Below are 19,011 nucleotides of genomic sequence, written 5' to 3' on the forward strand. Positions count from 1 at the left end.
ATAAATGTCTTGGGCAAGATGAAGAAGTTCATTTACGATAAAAATAAAGGTGCACGTTCTTTAAATTCAATTAGCGGACTTAATAGCTTAAAAATGGTTCTGTGACAAAGTTGAATGCGCCTTATTTCTTATCTTGTAAAGATTATATTTATCGAGAACAAACATGTCATGATGATCTAGATAGCCGTTGCAGTTGCAATGAGTATGCTGATATATGATAGAAATGATAAACATGCTAAATAGAATCACTGCTTGCTCGCAAAAAGCGACTACTTTAAGAAAGCAAAGTAGTCGCTTTTTCTTACTTTATAACTATTGATTATAACAGCATTAAAACATTTTAATTACATCTACATCCAGCTAGGTTTGTCACCGTCTGTATTCGGTTTATTTAATCCAATATTTTCTTTTAAATGACGTTTTGGATTTTGAGAAATTTTAACTGCTAAATCTGCAACACTTTTGCGAGAAACCTCTGTTCCTTTGAAAGGTTCATCTCTTTGTGTTACTTCATAATCTATTTCATCATAATTCGTTAACCAAGCCGGTCTGAATATTGTGTAGTCTAAATCTGAATTTTCAATGGCTTCAGTTGCTTCTCTAAAAGGTCCAAGATACGGGCCAATATTTTCATCATTCCACTCACCAAATTTTCCCGGAACTTCATGAAGCGTATTAAGCGCAGTGACAAAGATTAAACGTTTCGTACCATTATCAATCATTGATTCAATAATGGTCTTAGCTTGGTCTCCTAAAGTATCTCCGGTAGAACTAACAAACACAGTATCTACATTTTCTAAAGCATTTGAAACAACATTTTTATCTGTCGCATCACCTTCAATGACTGTCACTCTATTTGAATCATAGTCAGGTAATTTCGATTTGTTTCTTGCTAATAGCGTTAAATCAAAATCTGTGTTCTGCAAATATAAGTCAATGGCCTCTTGTGAAATTTGACCACTAGCACCAATAATTAAAATACGAGTCATTGTTATACCACCCTTTTAAATTTATAGTGTTTCTTTATAGAATGATTCAATTTTTGGTAGTACTTGATTGACATATTCTGGTATATCGTATAAATCGACGTGTGATGCACCTTCTATTTTATATAATTCGTTGTCATTTCCAGCTGCTTTTTCAACTGCTTCCTCACTGTACTCAAAAGTGTCCGCTTCTGTACCTGCAATTGCTAAAAATGGTTGTGTTAACAGTTCATCAATATACGTGAACGGCGCAAATGTTAATACTTCAGAAAAGCTTCTTAATAAGATTTTGTTTGGTGCATTTTTATGATAACCACGTTCAGTTAAATAGTAATCATGACCTTGCACCATTGTTGAATTTTCAGGCATAGCATCATCAATTTCTTCTGGCACATAACCTGTATATGCATAGTCAGCACCACTTGCTTCTTCTGTACGTTGATCAGCAACTTGAGTCATGAAGCTTAGTTGATCTTCTATGGATATCACATCGCCAGGCCCTTTACGGAATAATGCACCAATATCAACCATACTTACTGTTGCTAGTGTTTTGATACGACGTTCAGTTCTTGCTGCACTGACTGTATAACCCCCACCAGCACAAATACCAAGGGCACCAATTCTATCATTATCTACAAAGTCTAATGTTGTAAGATAATCAACTGAAGCTCTCACATCTTCTGTTCTCGCAAATGGATCTTCTAAATATTTAGGTGAACCTTCACTTTCACCTTGATGAGAAGCATCATAGACCACAGTCACATAACCAAATTCAGCAAGTTTCTCTGCGTACATACCCGCAGTTTGTTCTTTAACACCCCCACCTGGATGGCACACTGTAATTGCAGGATACGTTTTACTTTCATCAAATTGTTCAGGTGTATATAAATGAGCTGCTAGTAAGTTCGTTTTACTTTTGAAATTAACTGATTGCTTCATAACTTTATTCCTCCATTTTCTTATATATAAAATTAGTTCTCTGTAGATTTTTATTACCCTTGTGTGTATAATGCCATGGTAGAGTAATTAATTAAGTCTTTCAATTAATATATAGCCACATCTGTGTGTTACTACACAAATTGCTAATAATGGGTCTTAAGTAGGGGTGATTCACAATGAATATCAAGGATTTACGTGTCGTTAAAACAAGAGCAAGCATAAACAAAGCCTTTATTACACTTTTTTTCGAAAAAGATTTTGACACGATTTCAATTAAAGAAATTACAGAACATGCTCAAGTTGGGAGAAAAACATTTTATCTCCATTATATTGATAAATATGATTTACTAGACCAAGTCGTATCAGAAAAGCTTACGGAGCTCAAAGAAATTTGTGAAGCTAAAAAACGGCTCGGTCTACAAGAAGGTACACAATTATGGTTTGAGTTTTTCGAAAACAATAGGTCTTTTTTCATGAAACTTTTCAATATTAGTAACGCTTCAAGTTATAAGAAAAAACTTCTTCATTTTATTGAAGAAGAATTTAAGAAAAAAGTACCGACAACAGTCGCTACTGATAAAGGGCTAGATTATCATTTATATATTAACTTTATCAGTAACGGTATGATCGGCTTACTAGATAGCTATCTTAATAGCAGTGATAACACACAAGAACAAGAAAAAATACCTTTACACGTATCACGATTGTTATCTTTATATGATTTAGCCTAAAAGTAAAAAATAGGGAGCTATATGAGAAATCAATTTTGAACTTTGATCTCCGTATAGCTCCCATTTTAAATATTAAAATTTAACAATTTAATGCAAATATAAAAATGTTAATTCGCTGCATATGCAGAAACTGGATAATGCTCTGAATAGTCATTGTATCGGTAAGTCTTACCCCAAGATTTTACAGACCATTCTGGTGACTTCACTTTGTGTGTATGATTATGCCATGAACTTGGTTGTGCATGGTCTCGATCTAGTAAAATATAATCTAAATGTTGCGGCTCTAATTTAGGATAATTATAATTCGCAATGCCGTTAGTTTGTGTATCCCAACTATACGCGTTGCCCTCGTATTGTTTAGGCATTGAAACATTCAAGTTATCAGACATTTTCTGATATTCCGCTGAACCTTTAATGACATTTAAATCACCGCCAATATATACGGGTTCATCTTTTGGAATATTTTTATCTTTGATAAATTGTTTGATTTCTTCCATTTGACTCTGTCTAATCGTTTGATCTTTCCCTTTCATACATACTGGGTCTTCTGCTTGAAGGTGCGTTCCAATAATATGTTGGTATTTACCGTTTTTATTAATTTTAATGTATGCAAAGCCTTTATTGCCTACACTGTCAGCGCCACAACCATTTTTGTAAATATGTTGTTCTTGTTGTACGATTGGCCATTTACTCACGATACCAACGCCACCGCTCACTTTTTTCAATTTTCTATAAGATCCAGATGTCTTTTGCCAACCTTCTGTACCTTGACCAACAATTGGTGTTTGATAAGGATATTGTGATTTTAAATTTGTTAAAAGTCGATTTGATGCCTTGTGATCAAATAATTCATTTAAAATTACAACGTCTTGACCTTGGATATAATCCGCTTTTGAAATTAAATCAGCGCGCTGAGATTGCCCCCAATTAGGATATATTGCTGTAGGCAAGAAATAAACATTATGTGTTGTAATTTTAAGGCTGTCTTCAGTATTGCGTTCGCTAGCATATGTAATTGATGAAAATACTAATAATAAACTGCTCAATACGACCACCGTAGTTATGATACATTTACGTTGCCAATCCAAATACATCATTTATACACCTCATTTCATTTGATGCAATGATTATAACAAATGAAATAAAGTTATTTTTAAAAATTACTATAACTAAATAAAATTTTAATAAAAAATTAAAACCTAAATATTCTGTTTAATTCTATTGAAAGTATTACAGCGTTATCTAATTATATTCAAATTTGGTCTAGTCACGGGGCTGGTAGTATTTGTGATAAGTATTTAGATGCTGTTAACATCATCTTGTCATTTATTATAAAGCTGAAAACGATTGATTTACCGATGCTTTAATACTTGAATCACTCAGAAAGAAATTGAAAGCATAAGTTTTTAAAATATCATAAAGATTAATACTACTAATAAGAAAAAAGCTGTAAACTGAGCATCAAGACAAAAAAGCTAATTTTAAAAACGCTCTAAATAATAAAACATGAGACTAAGTAACATCCATTTACTTAATCCCATGCTTTAACATAAATTCTACTCACTAATTATTTGACATTTAATTACATATCCCTTTTTATCAACATAAAATCTTACATCTTTGTTTCCAATTTTATAAGTACATTCTTTTCCCCATGCTGATGAAGAATAATATTTTGGTTCCCCGTAATGTTTAATTAATTCTTTTTTACTAACAGATTTGCCATCTAGTGAGAAAAAAACACCATTAGCTTTATGATTAGAAACCCAATAATATGTTTGATCATATAAATTTTTATGATTTTTAACTGATGAATTTTTAGTAATCTTATAACCATTCATCTTGAAAGTGTCGAATTTTAAAGATTTTTTAAAATTCTTATCCAGTATAAACCGACTTTGATATGCTGTATAACCACTATAATTATAATAAGGTTTAACAGATTCTTGCGCATGTGCTTGAGTTACATTAAATAATTCGGGCGTTACGGAAAAGCCCAAAACAAGACTACTAGCTAAAATAAATTTAGAAACTTTTTTCATAAAAAACCCTCCTCATTAATTGTGTTACAGTTTTATTGTTACATTAATGTAACAATATTTCAAGAATATTACAAACAAAAATTTATCTTTTGCCAATTACAATGTAAAATGCGTAATATAATTAAAAAAGAGCGCTATATAAGTTATTTTAGATATCAAAAATTTGATAAAGATGTAATAGCAGTAGTTGATGGATATTAGTTTTATATTATTTACTAAAATTACCTCATAATAATAACTTTCTTCATCTGTTAAATTACCTACATAAAAAGCAGATGTCCTTTTTTAACTTTTATACCTAACTTATAACCATTCCCTTTCAATTTATATCCTCTTTTACTTTATAATTATTAATATAAACATATAATGACATATAACAATTTATGATTATGTTCCGTTGAGTGATATTGTTTATAATCCCAGTAGCTACCTTCATTTTTTAAGTCAATCAACTCAAATATCTTCTGTTTCAATGATTGATTTCTCATGCCAAAACAACTTCCAAATTTGTTACCTTTTATTATTTTTTCAAATGTATTATCTAACAATAGTATTGTCAAAAATATTAAAATATCATTTAAACTACAGTTATAAATAATGATTAATTATTAGTTTTACAATCTAAATCACTTATGATACTCTTCACAAAAACACAATAGCAATTCTCATAAGCTTCATATTTTCTAATACGTCCAAACCCCTTTACAAAGGTGCTAAAAAAACGTATCTATTAAGCATTTACTTTATTACAATTATTAATTACATTTACACATACTCTCTTCAGCTATATGACTTTTGAAAAAATAAACTGGCTTTTCGTGTGTCCATATGGCTGTAGTAGATCTATGAATGATTCTACTGAACTCATGTTTTCCAATCGAACTTTGAACACAAAGCAAGCGTCACCAGATACTCGATAACAAAAATCCACATTATCTTGTTCCGATATAAATTTTTTAAAATCTACGTATCTATTATTCTTGATAGTTATCTCAATCAAAATTTCAACGTCATATCCTAACTTCTCATAATCAATATTAATTGTGTAACTTTTTATTATGCCTAAATCTACCATCTTATTTATTCTTTCTCTTACAGCAGGTGCAGATAAATTCACCTGTTTACTTATTTCATTAATAGTCATTCTACTATTCTTTTCTAATATATTTAGTATTTTTTCATTTATTAAGTCATTCACTTATTTTACCTCATTTATTAAATAATTTAACAACATCTACCTTTGAATTGGTATTCATTATTTATTATAACATGTGTATTATTAATTAAAGGAGATGATAAAATGGCGTTAATAAATTATAGTAATATTGGTAAGACACCTTTTCAACAGTTATTAGGACACAATGAAAATATACTAAAATCTTGGAATGATTTAGCTAATCTTTTAAGTGATGATGGTGCTCTAAGTAAAGAACTTAAAGAAGAACTAAGAAGAATACTTGCTCAAGAAAATGGATGTCTATATTGTAAAGCAAAAGGTAGTCCTAGTAATGAATATCAAGATGAAAAATCATTACTGTGTACTGGTTTTGTTGAAGTTTATTTAAAAACAAAAGAAAACGTACCTGAATCTACAATTCAATTACTGAAGAATGTAATGACAAATAAAGAAATTATTGAATTAATTACATTTACTTTATTTACTACAGCACAACAACATTTAGGAGCAATTTTGAAATTATCAAGTGAAACTAACTGATTTATTAAATCTTTGTATTTTAGCATCATCTCACATCAAATGAAGAAAGTTATGACTTGATGTTAAAATATTAAATATATTTTTAGTTTTCAAAAACCGTTGCTAAAGGAGATATGGAAAGCCATAACTACTGGTGAATTAGTAATAATTCCCAATAAACTCTTACTAGAAACTAGCTAAAAAACCGCATCATTTATGATATGCTTCACCTCGCATAATTTTAAACGCACGGTAAACTTGTTCTATTAAAATCACGCGCATCATTTGGTGTGGGAAGGTCATTTTGCTGAATGAGAGTGCGTAGTTGCTACGTGTTAAGACGTCTTTATGTAATCCGTTTGATCCGCCAATAACAAAGGTGAAGTCGCTTTGGCCTTGGGTCATACGTTGTTGTAATTCTTGTGCTAAGCCTTCTGATGACAACATTTTCCCTGCAATTTCTAATGTAATGACTGTTGCTTGAGGCTTAATTTTAGCCAGGAGGCGTTGGCCTTCTTTGGCTTTTACTTGTTCTATTTCTTTGTTGCTCATATTTTCTGGTGCTTTTTCGTCTGGTACTTCTATCAGTTCTATTTTACTATAGGCACTCAAGCGTTTTTCGTATTCTGCAATAGCCTGCTTCCAATATTTTTCTTTTAATTTTCCTACTGCAAGTATTGTGATTTTCATATTAAACCTCCGTGATGAAGTAACTTATTCTAGTTATCCACAAGTTATTCACTTATCAACACTATACCCTCTTATTATACCAATAATGAATAAAAATAAGCCTTATTTTTGTGATTTATTTGGAAAAAAGCGTTAATAACTTGTGATTATGTGGATAACTCTGTGAATAATGTGTATATTTTTGTGTGTATTGTTCACAACACTGGATAACTTTGCGTGAATTTGGGGATAACTTGCTTACCGTCTTACATAGTTATACACATATATTATGTGTTAACTGACAGCGTTTCAATTATTCATTTCTTAGACTGCCCTTCTACTTAATTAATAACAAATAAAATGAACAGGATTAAGTCTGTCATGTTAAGACTTTATTATCCTGCTCATTAAAATAGCATTTGAAACTATAGTGTATAAATAGGTGTTGCTTGTGCTTTATCCGTATCACATAATAACACTTCTTTTTGTGTATCAATGTCATGTTCATTCAATACTTGACCGACACTCATACGTGCTAAATCTTTCATATTATTATCTTGAGATAAGTGCGATAAATAAATGCGCTTTGTGTTTCCTGTGATTACATCTGTCATTGCGTGTCCTGCATCTTCGTTAGACACATGCCCCATATCACTGAGGATACGTTGCTTTGTCTTCCATGGATATCGACACATGCGCAACATATCTACATCGTGGTTACTTTCAAACATAAAGACGTCACTACCATGTATCATGCCTTTCATGCGGTCTGAAATATATCCTGTATCCGTAATCATTGTAAATTTCTTATAATTATTATGAAAAATGTAAAATTGTGGATCAATCGCATCATGTGAAACGTTAAATGATTCAATATCAAAGCCTGCGATTGACTTCGTTTCATATGGATTGAATATAAATTTTTGTTCCATCGGTATTTTGTTATCTTTCTTTTCAATCATTTTCCATGTCTTTTCATTCGCATAAATTGGCAAATGATACTTACGTGCTAAGACTCCTAATCCTTTAATATGATCACTATGCTCATGTGTCACGAGTATACCGTTTAAATCGCTTATATTTCTGTCGATTTGGCTAAACAGATTTTCCATTTTCTTACCTGTTAAACCGACATCAACTAACAAGCTGCCTTTTTCACTTTCTACATAAGTAGCATTACCAGTACTGCCGCTAGCTAAGACGCTCATACGTATCACGTCACTCATCCTTCCTACTATCTGTCATGCTGTGTGTTATTATTTACACTCCCCTTAGAGGTCCTCCTATGTAAATCAACCATCCACACGTTATACATCAGTGACCGTTATTATCAATGATATGTTATCACGCTGTATCACAAGCACATCATCGTATTCCGTCCTCTAAAATATCTTTATATATTACTATACCAATTATAAGAACAATGTGCCAATACACAGATTTAAAATAGCGCGCATATTTTTATTTTAAGTTTCTGTATGTACGCTTATGCATCTAGAAAATATTTCATATGTTATCACCTTTTTATCGTTCATGCGCAATTCTTCTATCAATAGTTGAATCGTATATATTTTGTTTTCCTTATTGTGCTATATTTTATACTACCTTCACAGTTCCTTCTCTATACTGTAAGTCTTCCCTTATTTGATTATGCCGTTTGTCTTGTACTTCATAAAACTATAAATAAGCCTTGTGAGATATAGATGGAAAATTACTATATATTGAAAAATGTAAACTTTTATTTTATTATCTTAAACAATTGTTATTGCACTATTACTAATTACTTATGCACCATATTAAAAATAAAAGAGGGGCAATTATGAAAAAGCTTAGTGCCATTATTGTTATTTTATTACTTATTGTATTCACTTTCTTTCCTAAGCATAGTAAGCAATCTGATATTGAAAAGGGTATTTCTATTGATATTGCACGGACGCATTATACTAAAGATAGCATTAAGAAAATCATCGGCGAGCTTAGCCGTGTCAATGGGCGTTATCTACAATTACACCTTGCTGACAATGACAATTATAGTATTTACTCAAATGTCTTAGGTCAAACGTCTACCCATTCAAATCACTATTACCTCACAAAAGCAGAATTGCGTGAGCTTGTTCAATATGCCAATAAACACCATGTCCAGCTTATTCCTGAATTAGACTTCCCTGCACATTCAAAAGCCATGCTGACGTTACTCCATAAACATCATCCCTCCCAATATCGACAGGTTGTTTCTAGCTATGATAATACAATGCTTGATTTTCAACAAAATCAGGCAGCGCTTGATGTATCTCGTCAGTTAATCAATGAAGTTGCTGATATTTTCTATCAAACGCCATATAAAGACAATTTAAAAATGGTTATCGGTGGAGATGAGGTGCCTGGTGGAGGCGCACATCAACGTGATTTTGTTTCATACATGAATCAGCTTGCAGACACTGTCCAAGCAAAGCATTATACGCCTAAGATGTGGAATGATTCTTTGACACATGAAGGACTCAAAAATTTAAATCACAGCATTATTATTATGTATTGGCATCAACCATCCAAACAGTCACCATCGCCAACTGACTTTTTCACTAACCACTTTATGGTCGAAAATTTTAATCGTTCTGTTTACTACGTCTTTCCTAGAGCACAGCAAAGCACACATTCGTTAGCTAAGCAGAAAGCTGATATTGCCGACACACGTTTAACAGATTTTAATACAGCTAATATGCGTAAAGACCCGCATTTCAATAGTTATATTAATGGTGAATATCTCACATTTTGGGGAGAATTTGCTTCAGATTTAAAACAGATCAATTTAATCGAGTATGTATATAAGTTTATTCGCATTTATTTTAATTCCTAACTCCTTAAGGTTAATTTTTTTCAGCAAAAAAGATTTTCTTCACGATAATTGTTTTTGCTAGAAGAAAAGAAACACATATTGATTTTTCTTACAGATAAAATTTTTATTTGAATTTAGTGAGTTCATTTGTAGATTTTTTACAAAAAAATTATTTTTATATGTCTTTTTTATAAATTAAAAAAGTGTTGCAATACCTAAATTTTTACCTTATCATCATCAATGCACAATACATTTTTGATGGAGGGCGAAAATGAAATATTTAAATTTGTTAATTCTCTATCCACTTTTCATGTCAATGTTTTGGATAGTAGGAACGGTTATTTATATGCTCTTTTCAGAAATTTGGCTTAAAAGGAAGCCAAATAAAGACATCGGTGATCAAGGTATTTCCTTTTTAATTCCTTGTTTTAACGAGGAAGAGACGATTGAAGACACGATTTCGAATTTGTTATCGTTAGAGTTTCCAAATAAACAAATTATTGTGATTAATGATGGGAGCTCTGACAATTCTGCTGAAGTTATTTACAAGCTGCAAAAAACATTAGATTTCACTTTTGTTGATTTAGAAAAAACCAAGGGAAAGCAAACGCCTTAAATCAAGGTTTGAACTATGCACAATATGATCTAGTGATGGGCATTGATGCAGATACCTTAATTGATGATGACGCACCTTATTTCATGTTAGAACATTTTATCGATAATCCGAAATTGGCTGCGGTAACTGGCAATCCTCGTATTAGAAATAAGAAGTCTATTCTAGGTAAAATTCAAACAATTGAGTATGCTAGCATGGTTGGCAGTATTAAACGTGCCCAATCTTTAACTGGCAAGGTCAATACTATATCGGGAGTTTTCACACTATTCAGAAAGCGTGCGATTGAACAAGTAGGTAAGTGGGATATCGATATGATTACAGAAGACATTGCGATTTCTTGGAAATTTCATCTTGCCAACTTACACATTAAATATGAACCCCGCGCATTATGTCGAATGCTTGTTCCTGAGACGATACCTGGCTTATGGAAACAACGTCTTCGATGGGCACAAGGTGGGCAAGAAGTTCTGATTCGGGACTTCAAACAAGGTATCAAAACACTTAATCCAGCAACGTATATGCTGATATTTGAACAAATCTTTTCATTGCTTTGGGTTCATTGCGTTGTGATTCTTTTAATTATCGATATAATTAACGCTAATTTTTTAGATTATTATTTCTTAAATTATCAATTTTCTTTATTAATCCTGTCAGCGCTGCTTTTGACTTTTATCAATACTGTACAATTTGTTATTGCGCTATTCGTTGATAGTCGCTATGAAAAAATTAATCTTTTAACCATATTTTACTTAAGTTGGTATTCAACAATATATTGGCTGTTAAATGCTTTGGTCGCTATTTCTGCCTTTCCAAAAGCATTAAAACGTAAAAAAGGAGCGTTTGCGACATGGACAAGTCCAGACAGAGGAAAAAATTAGTAATCCATGCTTTTTGCCATGCATTACGTGAAATAATTACATTTATTATTAGTTTAATATTTTGGCTCTACTTTATGATTGCTTGCATTTTAGTTATTGGTTCACTCTTCACGTTTAATATTGACATCGTATTAATCATAAGAACGTTATTAAACGTTGAAGCAGTTACGATGAGTGACATCTTTTTTACCTTACTTAAATTTATCATCATTGACATTATTATCTTCTCACTTTGTTTAATTAGCAGAAAAATAATATATAAAAAAGAAGGTATTAATCATGGCAAAGTTTTTTAAATTATGTAGCATTTTAACGTTGTTAACAATCTTATGTATCTTTCAAACACATACCATTTCTAGTGCAAAAAGCAAAGAAAAAACGCTTAACGTCAAAGGTAATAGTGCATTAGCACTCAATTATCATCGTATCCGAGATGATAATTGGTTTAAAAACACCCTTTTTACCTTATCTAACAGTAAAGAAATTAAAAATTATAGTATTAGTAAAGAAGCGTTTGAGGCTGAAATTAAATGGCTTAAAGCTCATGGGGCACATTTTTTAACAGAAAAAGAATTTCAACATTATAAAGAAAAAGGTAAATTCCCACCTAAAAGTGTCTGGATTAGCTTTGATGACATGGAACAATCCGTCTATGATAATGCAAATCCAATTATTGAAAAATATAAAATACCTGTTACAGGATTTATAATTACTGGTCAAATTGGCAATGAAAATTTTCATAATTTAAATCTTAGTGATTTAAGTACTTTAAAAATATTAAATCATTCTAAATATTGGACCTTTAGTTCACATACGGATAATTTACATTCACTGACTAAAGACAGAAAAGCCATCATGACAAGTACACCTGATGCCAAGTTAAAAGATGATATTGTCAAAAGTAATCTTTTCATTCATAAACAGTTTCATAAAAATAATGATTCTATTGCTTATCCTTATGGTGAAGTAAGCAATCAAAATATAAAAGTACTTAAAAAAGAAGGTATTCGCTATGGCTATACACTCGAAGATAAAGCTGTTAAACCTAGTGAAAACAACTATCGTATTCCTCGTGTCTTAATGAATGAAGATGCGTTTAATAAATTAATTAAAAAATGGGATGGTTTTGCTGATGGCCGTTAAAAATAAAAAAAGGAAAGAACTTATTTATTTAAGAGCAATGTTGTGTATTATCATTATTATCACACATACATTAACACAATATATGCGAGGTATTGATGGCGATGATCTTAGACAATTAAAAGTCATCTATTATGCTCAAAATATTTTTATCTTTGGCACGCCTTGCTTTATTATCTTGTCACAACTGTTAACAACATTAAATTATGCTTCATTACGCATCACCTATTTAACGTCACGTTTTAAATACATTATTTTGCCTTATTTATGTGTCGGTTGTTTCTATTGTTACAGTGAATCGCGTAAATTAGGTGATCCATTCTGGCATCAGTTTTGGCAAAATGTTGTATTAGGTTATTGGTATGGCTATTTTATTCTAATTATTATTCAATATTTTATCTTAAGCTATCTTATCTACAAAATAACACCTAAAATTTTTAACAGTAAATTATTATTAATTGGCTCATTTTTTGTACAGTATTTCTTTCTATACTATTTACATCATAACCACCAATTTGAGACATTTGTACATAAAATTTATCCTTTAAGTGATAATACCTTTATTTTAGGATGGATATTTTTCTTCTTCTTAGATGGCTATATTGGTTATAACTATCATAAAATTATCGCATTTTTACATGATTTTCCTTTTATTATATTAACCTTAGCTGTTGGTTCGTATTTAATGTTTGTCTTTTTATTTGGAAAGCACGATTACTGGAATGTTACCAGCTATAGTGAATCGTTAATGTTATATCATATGAGTATGTTTTTACTATTATTGAGCTTATGTATTCATTATAAATACTTTATGTTTGGTGTTATTAATTTAATTAACTCATTCTCTTTCTTTATCTATCTCTTACATCCGATTGTATTAGAATATGTATATGAGTATACGTCTATTTTTATTAATACAAGTATTATTTTTATCATCTTTTCTGTTGTTGGAACGCTAGGTATTTGTATTGGCATTGGTATTATTTTACGTGAATTCTATATTTGCCGCTTTATTATTGGTAAGCAACCTTATAAGTTGGATATTGATTTTAAAGGAACATACTAATTTCTCGTTTCATCAATTACATGTTGCTACTGTCTGGGATGTAAATCCTTTAAAAAATTTAGCCAGTAAATGCGTTTTTGTAAATGCATTTACTGGCTTCTTTGTTTATCGTATTGTTGACTCGCTTTCTTAGGGGACAGCTTCAGGCCACCCCAACCTGCTATGCGTGTTTAATGATCGATGACTTTAGGGTTATCTGAAGTGGCTTCTACATAATATGTCTTCACGGTATCTTTATTTTTATGTTTGACTTTGATTTCCCAGTTAGGTTGTAGCAACTGCACATTTGTTTCTCTCACGACAGAATAATAACCAAGACGTGCATCAATAACTTCGTCATTTTCTTTTAAATAGCGATTAAAGTATAGTGTTTCAACTGCTTTACGTGGTGTTATGATTTGCTTTTTATCATTGTTATCACTTTTTGCAGGTTCGATTTTATCCATAATGGTTTGTTCATATGCTTTTGCTTTGCCACCATCGATTGAGAACTTTAATTCGGCTTTACTATTATTCATAATAGGATAATCTTGATACGTTTGTTCATACGTAACGCTATTATTATTTACCCCACCTAACTGATAGAGTTTTCCATTATAAATATGTTCCATTAAGTACTTTTTCAAATCACTAAAGTTACTATCGCTCACATTTACGGTTGAATCTATGTCACCTTTTAACATTTTGCCTGATTTTTCGGCTTTTAGTGAAGAATGTGCTTTAGCATAACTTGTGAAGTCTTTAGAACTTGCTGTAATCATCTGCATTTTAATTCCTTTAACATCTTTATCTAAAATGTCTTTAGAAATTTTAATCTCTTCTTGTTGAAAATTGACTTGATTCTCATTTTCGGAATCATTAATTTGAGATTGTGTAACTTTATTAATATAGATGACGATAAGCGAAATGTTCACTAGAATAAATACGAAAATAAACAGTGTCTTTGTTAGTTTCCAGTTCATTTATTCAAGCCTCCCATTCTCATAGGCATACCACTCGCCATCATATTCAATATACCATTTAGGCATAAATTCACTATTGCGCTGTATTTCAATATCATTTTGTTCTGGCTTGTCATTTTCTTTGTAACCTACTGTGATATTGGTTACTTTTTCAAAATCTACATTAGAATCATTAGCCAATGAGGAACGAACGCTTTCTACGCTTGGCAATTTACAGCTCTTACCTTCTAACGGAACGCTAGAGCGTAATAAGGCACGTTGGTAATCATAAATACCTTTATCTCCCCATGTGACTTGAATTTGATTTAGATGCTGTTTACTAAAGGTTGGGTGGCCATTTAAGAACATTTGATATGTCAGTTGGCCATTATGATTATCTGTGCTGAACAGACGATAATCGTCATTGACAAAGCCACCATGACTATTTACATAGTCAAAGGTACTTGGTATCGTTGTTTCCATATCGCTAGAGCTGGATTCGTCTTCTGAGAGATTACGATAATGATACTTTTCACTGTCGTTGTTGTAATTGGCAACTCCCGTATTGTTGTTATAGGTTGTTGCGCCGCCTCGACCGCTTCGTACAATGACAGAATCATCAAAAAGAATTGCATTCATCACCTCTACATTAATGGTATCGAATACCATGCGATATGACATCATTTCTTTGGGTTTCTTCGGTGCAAACACATGTGTTGCTTTATCAATCGTATTTTTATTAGTAATAATTTCTGAGTAATTGGTCATTCCTTTTTCAAGTTGATCCAACGATTTTATAAATGACTCTGCTTTAGCATCCGTTGTTAATTTGATAGCATCATGGCGATCTTTACTAATCGCATACAACACGAGACGGTCATATGGATCTTTATCAATTAATATACGATTGAAGTTAAAGTTTTTAGGAATTTTAGCGCTAATATCGAGTACCTGTCCTAAATAGACATTCAATGGAAGGTCATATGTAAAATCAAGCACTGCATAATGGTTAGTTAACTCGGGAATGGTTAAATTATAGTCGTGATGTAACTTTTCTACCTTTTTAACTTTGTGTTTTTTTAATGGCTCAACCATTTGTAATATATTGGCCTTTGAACCTTCGATACCTTTTACATCATCGCCCCTTTTACGGATAATTTGAAATGGCGAGATTACCGTTTCTTCTTTCGCCGACATTGGTTTTCCAATACTCTTTGAACTTACTTTTTTACTATCCGTGCTGTCTAAATGTGTTAAATCTGGAGTGAAATTCCAAATCATATAGGTTAATACCACACTCATAAGTACTAGTAGAATTAAAATAATTGATTTGATATTCTCTCTATTACTCATCCCAATCACCATCATCAATCACTTCACATGGAAGTGTAATAAAGATTGATGTACCTTGCCCTTCGACACTATTTGCCCAAATGCGACCATGATGTGCCTCAACAATTTCTTTAGAGATAGCTAAACCTAGTCCAGTACCACCCATTTTACGCGTACGTGCTTTATCGACACGGTAAAAGCGGTCAAAGATTTTTTCAACTTTATTAATTGGAATACCAATACCATTATCTTTAATACGAATGGTCATACGATTATATAAAGCATTTTGTTTCACGTGAAACTCAACACGTTTATCACCGCGAGAATATTTCATAGCATTTGTAATTACGTTATCGAATACCTGTGTCATCTTGTCTGGATCAATTTCCGCAAAGATGGTTTCATTAGGAATTTCTCGCACAAAGGTTGTATCTTTGGCCGACATTTCATGGCGATTAATAATTTTATTGATAAACATATTGAAGTCGACAATTTCTTTATTAATTTGATCGGACTCGTTGTCCATTTTAGATAATTGCAGTAAGTCATTAACTAAACGAATCATTCTTTCGGTTTCTTCACGTGTAACCGATAAGAATTGTGGTGCGAGTGCGCCATCTTTCCATGCGCCACTTTCTAACGCTTCAATATAGCTATTCATTGATGTTAATGGTGTCCGTAATTCATGTGAAACATTGGCAACAAACTCTCGGCGCTCACGTTCGACTTGTTGTTGCTCTGTAACGTCATGTAACACCGCAATATAACCAGTCACAAAGCCTGTTTCTTGCACAATTGTACTAAAGTTAACCCGGGCAATAATGCCTTCTTCTTCATTTATATCCAATAAGAAACTATCATTGTTCTCTTGAATTTCATCTAATGAAAATTCTTGTTCTAAATTTAACACGCTTAACATATAATAACCGATTAAATCTTCTTTAGCCATGCCAAGCATTTTAAGCGCCATATCGTTGATAATCCGAACACGGCCACGTCTATCCGTTGCGATAATACCATCGCTCATATGTGTGATGACGGAATCAAGACGACGCTTTTCACTTTCTGTATTCGCTTGGGCTTCTTGTACACGTTTAGATAAATTGTTAAACGCTAATGCTAATTCCCCGATTTCATCGTTTCCATAGATCTTCACGCGTTGTGTATAGTTACCTTTAGACATCTCAACCGTCTGATTACGCATATCGGTAATTGGTCGAGTAATGGTTCGCGCAATAAAGAAACCGAGTATCACCGTAATAAAGAGTGAAATCGCCGTACCTATAATAAATATTTGGTTAATATTGTTTAATTGATTGTACACATCATTGATATTTGCTTCGATATAAATATCGCCCACGGTATCTTTACCATTTTTCACGGGAAGATTATATACCCAGATTCGTTCCTTACCATTGCCATAGTCTTTTAGCACATTATGACTATTAGACTGTCCAAGTGAAATGGCCTTTTGAACGGAACTATCATTGACCTTTTGATTAATCATATTATGTGATGACAAACGTGCCGTTGCCATAATAATTTGATCTTTATCAATAAAGCGAATTTCTTCAATTTCTTGACGGTTGGCATACTCATTAAGTAAATTTTGAACTTCTTTCTGCATATTTACAGAATCGTCTTTATAACTACGCTCAATATTGACTTCTAATTGGGTTGCATATTGTTTAATATTCTTTCTAAAATTATCTGTCAGTTCCTTTTCTAAACTATTTGTAAAATACAAACCGATAATTTGCATTCCAATAATAATCAAAAGAACATATACAACAACCAATTTAGTGTGAAGGGATTGTAATTGTTTCAGCCACTTCATGCAAAGACTCCTCTAATCATGTTGTTGGAGGAAATATCCAACGCCTCTTCTAGTTACGATATATTCTGGATGTGATGGATCGTCTTCGATTTTTTCGCGTAAACGACGAATTGTTACGTCAACCGTACGTACATCTCCAAAATAGTCATAGCCCCAAACAGTTTGAAGCAAGTGCTCACGTGTCATCACTTGACCCATATGCTTAGATAAGTAATGGAACAACTCAAATTCACGATGTGTTAATTCAATATCTTCACCGCGTTTTTTAATAGAATATGCGTCTGGATAAATCACAATATCTTTAATTGTGATTTCGTTTGATGCATTATTCACTTCTTGGGCAGGTTGTGAATAATGACGACGTAAATTAGCTTTAACTCGAGCAATTAATTCACGTGTACTGAAAGGTTTTGTGACGTAATCGTCAGCACCTAATTCAAGGCCTAATACTTTATCAATTTCAGAGTCTTTTGCCGTTAGCATGATAATTGGCATTTCGAATTTTTTACGTACTTCACGGCAGACTTCCATGCCGTCTCGACCAGGTAACATGATATCTAATAACACAATGTCTGGTTCTTCCTCATAAATTAAATCAACGGCATCGTTACCATCATAGGCACAATAAACATCGTATCCTTCTTTTTTTAGATTAAATTCTAAAATATCAGCAATTGGTTTTTCATCATCAACTACAACAACTTTTCTTGCCATATCTAAAAACCTCATTTCTAAAATTGTAGTTCTTCACATCTGTTCTATTAAAAAGTTCTTTACTTATATAAAATAAATCTTCTGTGTAGAAATATCCAACAATCGTTCCTATCTACACAAGTATCTACTATATAATTTACCATTAATATACTGCGAATTCTATTTTCATAAGTAAAATTATAGAATAATATTTTTTATAAGTTTACCACTCTATGCCTAATTTACAAATAAGTTAGTCTATTCTATCTTTTGAATTTAGCCGATTTTTAAAAATCCAATTAAATATTACAAAATGATGTTATAACAATGGGTATTCATTGCGGGATTTCTTATCCATATCATTTAAAATATTAAGTTTTTATTGCAACATGCTATTGTAGTATTAACCATGCGTGACACAACTACTTTTATATAAAAGCATAAAAAAATGCCTACCCTATTGGGTAAGCAATACGGTCTCGACGGGAATCGAACCCGCGATCTCCTGCGTGACAGGCAGGCGTGTTAACCGCTACACTACGAGACCTAAATCAATGGTGACTCCTACGGGACTCGAACCCGTGTTACCGCCGTGAAAGGGCGGTGTCTTAA

Annotated in this window: 17 protein-coding genes, 1 tRNA gene and 1 pseudogene; 7 read left to right on the plus strand and 12 right to left on the minus strand. The window is 32.1% G+C overall.

Annotated elements, in window-relative coordinates; translation table 11 throughout:
* Nucleotides 1-350: 350 nt before the first annotated feature.
* Nucleotides 351-989 carry an SDR family oxidoreductase gene (locus tag CD041_RS10795; RefSeq protein WP_070648047.1) on the minus strand — a complete coding sequence of 213 codons (639 nt, stop codon included), beginning with the start codon at nt 987-989 and terminating at the stop codon, nt 351-353.
* A 21-nt stretch (nt 990-1,010) separates the two neighbouring features.
* Nucleotides 1,011-1,925 carry an alpha/beta hydrolase gene (locus CD041_RS10800; RefSeq protein WP_070815456.1) on the minus strand — a complete coding sequence of 305 codons (915 nt, stop codon included), beginning with the start codon at nt 1,923-1,925 and terminating at the stop codon, nt 1,011-1,013.
* A 176-nt stretch (nt 1,926-2,101) separates the two neighbouring features.
* Here CD041_RS10800 and CD041_RS10805 point away from each other — a divergent pair, with 176 nt between their 5' ends.
* Entirely contained in the window at nt 2,102-2,656 is a 555-nt protein-coding gene (locus tag CD041_RS10805) for a TetR/AcrR family transcriptional regulator (protein WP_037544125.1), read from the plus strand.
* Nucleotides 2,657-2,763: 107 nt separating this feature from the next.
* Here CD041_RS10805 and sph read toward each other — a convergent pair whose 3' ends face one another.
* The 3 genes from sph to CD041_RS10830 form a co-directional block, all read right to left on the minus strand.
* On the minus strand, nt 2,764-3,744 hold the full coding sequence (sph, locus tag CD041_RS10810; protein ID WP_176744561.1) for a sphingomyelin phosphodiesterase: 981 nt from the start codon (nt 3,742-3,744) through the stop codon (nt 2,764-2,766).
* 468 nt (nt 3,745-4,212) lie between these two features.
* A complete protein-coding gene (gene isaB / locus CD041_RS10815; protein ID WP_070648044.1) occupies nt 4,213-4,698 on the minus strand; it encodes an immunodominant staphylococcal antigen IsaB family protein in 486 nt (161 codons plus the stop codon).
* A 784-nt stretch (nt 4,699-5,482) separates the two neighbouring features.
* Nucleotides 5,483-5,896, minus strand: coding sequence for an Lrp/AsnC family transcriptional regulator (locus CD041_RS10830; protein ID WP_002479187.1), 414 nt, complete (start codon nt 5,894-5,896; stop codon nt 5,483-5,485).
* 102 nt (nt 5,897-5,998) lie between these two features.
* On the opposite strand from CD041_RS10830, the gene CD041_RS10835 reads away from it, so the two are divergent.
* Nucleotides 5,999-6,415 (plus strand): carboxymuconolactone decarboxylase family protein, encoded by a 417-nt coding sequence (locus CD041_RS10835; RefSeq protein ID WP_002492050.1) that lies wholly within the window; start codon nt 5,999-6,001, stop codon nt 6,413-6,415.
* Between the two features lie 189 nt (nt 6,416-6,604).
* Here the strand turns inward: CD041_RS10835 and rlmH are convergent, their stop codons facing one another.
* Together rlmH and CD041_RS10845 are read right to left on the minus strand one after the other, a co-directional pair.
* On the minus strand, nt 6,605-7,084 hold the full coding sequence (gene rlmH, locus CD041_RS10840) for a 23S rRNA (pseudouridine(1915)-N(3))-methyltransferase RlmH (RefSeq protein ID WP_070481705.1): 480 nt from the start codon (nt 7,082-7,084) through the stop codon (nt 6,605-6,607).
* Nucleotides 7,085-7,488: 404 nt separating this feature from the next.
* The gene (locus tag CD041_RS10845) at nt 7,489-8,289 is read right to left on the minus strand and encodes an MBL fold metallo-hydrolase (protein ID WP_037540904.1); all 801 of its coding nucleotides are present in this window, start codon (nt 8,287-8,289) and stop codon (nt 7,489-7,491) included.
* 593 nt (nt 8,290-8,882) lie between these two features.
* Here CD041_RS10845 and CD041_RS10850 point away from each other — a divergent pair.
* The 5 genes and pseudogenes from CD041_RS10850 (at nt 8,883) to icaC (ending at nt 13,596) form a co-directional block, all read left to right on the plus strand.
* On the plus strand, nt 8,883-9,917 hold the full coding sequence (locus CD041_RS10850; RefSeq protein WP_070648042.1) for a family 20 glycosylhydrolase: 1,035 nt from the start codon (nt 8,883-8,885) through the stop codon (nt 9,915-9,917).
* A gap of 250 nt (nt 9,918-10,167) precedes the next feature.
* A pseudogene (icaA, locus tag CD041_RS10855) lies at nt 10,168-11,390 on the plus strand (poly-beta-1,6 N-acetyl-D-glucosamine synthase IcaA).
* Nucleotides 11,360-11,686 carry an intracellular adhesion protein IcaD gene (gene icaD / locus CD041_RS10860; RefSeq protein WP_002461006.1) on the plus strand — a complete coding sequence of 109 codons (327 nt, stop codon included), beginning with the start codon at nt 11,360-11,362 and terminating at the stop codon, nt 11,684-11,686. Before icaA ends, icaD begins: the two are co-directional and overlap by 31 nt.
* Nucleotides 11,670-12,533 carry an intercellular adhesin biosynthesis polysaccharide N-deacetylase gene (icaB, locus tag CD041_RS10865; protein WP_070648041.1) on the plus strand — a complete coding sequence of 288 codons (864 nt, stop codon included), beginning with the start codon at nt 11,670-11,672 and terminating at the stop codon, nt 12,531-12,533. The genes icaD and icaB overlap by 17 nt, the downstream gene beginning before the upstream one ends.
* Nucleotides 12,523-13,596, plus strand: a complete 1,074-nt coding sequence (gene icaC / locus CD041_RS10870; RefSeq protein ID WP_070648040.1) for a polysaccharide intercellular adhesin biosynthesis/export protein IcaC — start codon at nt 12,523-12,525, stop codon at nt 13,594-13,596. Before icaB ends, icaC begins: the two co-directional genes overlap by 11 nt.
* A 170-nt stretch (nt 13,597-13,766) precedes the next feature.
* On the opposite strand, the gene CD041_RS10875 is transcribed toward icaC, so the two are convergent.
* The 5 genes from CD041_RS10875 to CD041_RS10895 all read right to left on the minus strand — a co-directional run bounded on the left by CD041_RS10875 (nt 13,767) and on the right by CD041_RS10895 (nt 18,946).
* The gene (locus tag CD041_RS10875) at nt 13,767-14,558 is read right to left on the minus strand and encodes a two-component system regulatory protein YycI (RefSeq protein ID WP_002461012.1); all 792 of its coding nucleotides are present in this window, start codon (nt 14,556-14,558) and stop codon (nt 13,767-13,769) included.
* Nucleotides 14,559-15,890 carry a two-component system activity regulator YycH gene (yycH, locus tag CD041_RS10880; RefSeq protein WP_070648039.1) on the minus strand — a complete coding sequence of 444 codons (1,332 nt, stop codon included), beginning with the start codon at nt 15,888-15,890 and terminating at the stop codon, nt 14,559-14,561.
* Nucleotides 15,883-17,706: a cell wall metabolism sensor histidine kinase WalK gene (gene walK, locus CD041_RS10885; RefSeq protein ID WP_002461016.1), complete on the minus strand. Its 1,824-nt coding sequence runs from the start codon at nt 17,704-17,706 to the stop codon at nt 15,883-15,885. Before walK ends, yycH begins: the two co-directional genes overlap by 8 nt.
* A 12-nt stretch (nt 17,707-17,718) precedes the next feature.
* Complete coding sequence (gene yycF / locus CD041_RS10890) at nt 17,719-18,420, minus strand: response regulator YycF (protein ID WP_002479194.1); 702 nt, start codon at nt 18,418-18,420, stop codon at nt 17,719-17,721.
* A 453-nt stretch (nt 18,421-18,873) separates the two neighbouring features.
* A tRNA-Asp gene (locus tag CD041_RS10895) sits at nt 18,874-18,946 on the minus strand.
* Between the last annotated feature and the right edge of the window lie 65 nt (nt 18,947-19,011).

This window comes from Staphylococcus lugdunensis (assembly GCF_002901705.1).
Classification (GTDB): Bacteria; Bacillota; Bacilli; order Staphylococcales; family Staphylococcaceae; genus Staphylococcus; species Staphylococcus lugdunensis.

Bases quoted from the DNA above. Each gene is read 5' to 3' on its own strand.
- CD041_RS10795 (WP_070648047.1), bottom strand. From the start codon at position 989: ATGACTCGTATTTTAATTATTGGTGCTAGTGGTCAAATTTCACAAGAG.
- CD041_RS10800 (WP_070815456.1), bottom strand. From the start codon at position 1,925: ATGAAGCAATCAGTTAATTTCAAAAGTAAAACGAACTTACTAGCAGCT.
- CD041_RS10805 (WP_037544125.1), top strand. From the start codon at position 2,102: ATGAATATCAAGGATTTACGTGTCGTTAAAACAAGAGCAAGCATAAAC.
- isaB (WP_070648044.1), bottom strand. From the start codon at position 4,698: ATGAAAAAAGTTTCTAAATTTATTTTAGCTAGTAGTCTTGTTTTGGGC.
- CD041_RS10835 (WP_002492050.1), top strand. From the start codon at position 5,999: ATGGCGTTAATAAATTATAGTAATATTGGTAAGACACCTTTTCAACAG.
- rlmH (WP_070481705.1), bottom strand. From the start codon at position 7,084: ATGAAAATCACAATACTTGCAGTAGGAAAATTAAAAGAAAAATATTGG.
- CD041_RS10845 (WP_037540904.1), bottom strand. From the start codon at position 8,289: ATGAGTGACGTGATACGTATGAGCGTCTTAGCTAGCGGCAGTACTGGT.
- CD041_RS10850 (WP_070648042.1), top strand. From the start codon at position 8,883: ATGAAAAAGCTTAGTGCCATTATTGTTATTTTATTACTTATTGTATTC.
- icaD (WP_002461006.1), top strand. From the start codon at position 11,360: ATGGACAAGTCCAGACAGAGGAAAAAATTAGTAATCCATGCTTTTTGC.
- icaB (WP_070648041.1), top strand. From the start codon at position 11,670: ATGGCAAAGTTTTTTAAATTATGTAGCATTTTAACGTTGTTAACAATC.
- icaC (WP_070648040.1), top strand. From the start codon at position 12,523: ATGGCCGTTAAAAATAAAAAAAGGAAAGAACTTATTTATTTAAGAGCA.
- CD041_RS10875 (WP_002461012.1), bottom strand. From the start codon at position 14,558: ATGAACTGGAAACTAACAAAGACACTGTTTATTTTCGTATTTATTCTA.
- yycH (WP_070648039.1), bottom strand. From the start codon at position 15,890: ATGAGTAATAGAGAGAATATCAAATCAATTATTTTAATTCTACTAGTA.
- walK (WP_002461016.1), bottom strand. From the start codon at position 17,706: ATGAAGTGGCTGAAACAATTACAATCCCTTCACACTAAATTGGTTGTT.
- yycF (WP_002479194.1), bottom strand. From the start codon at position 18,420: ATGGCAAGAAAAGTTGTTGTAGTTGATGATGAAAAACCAATTGCTGAT.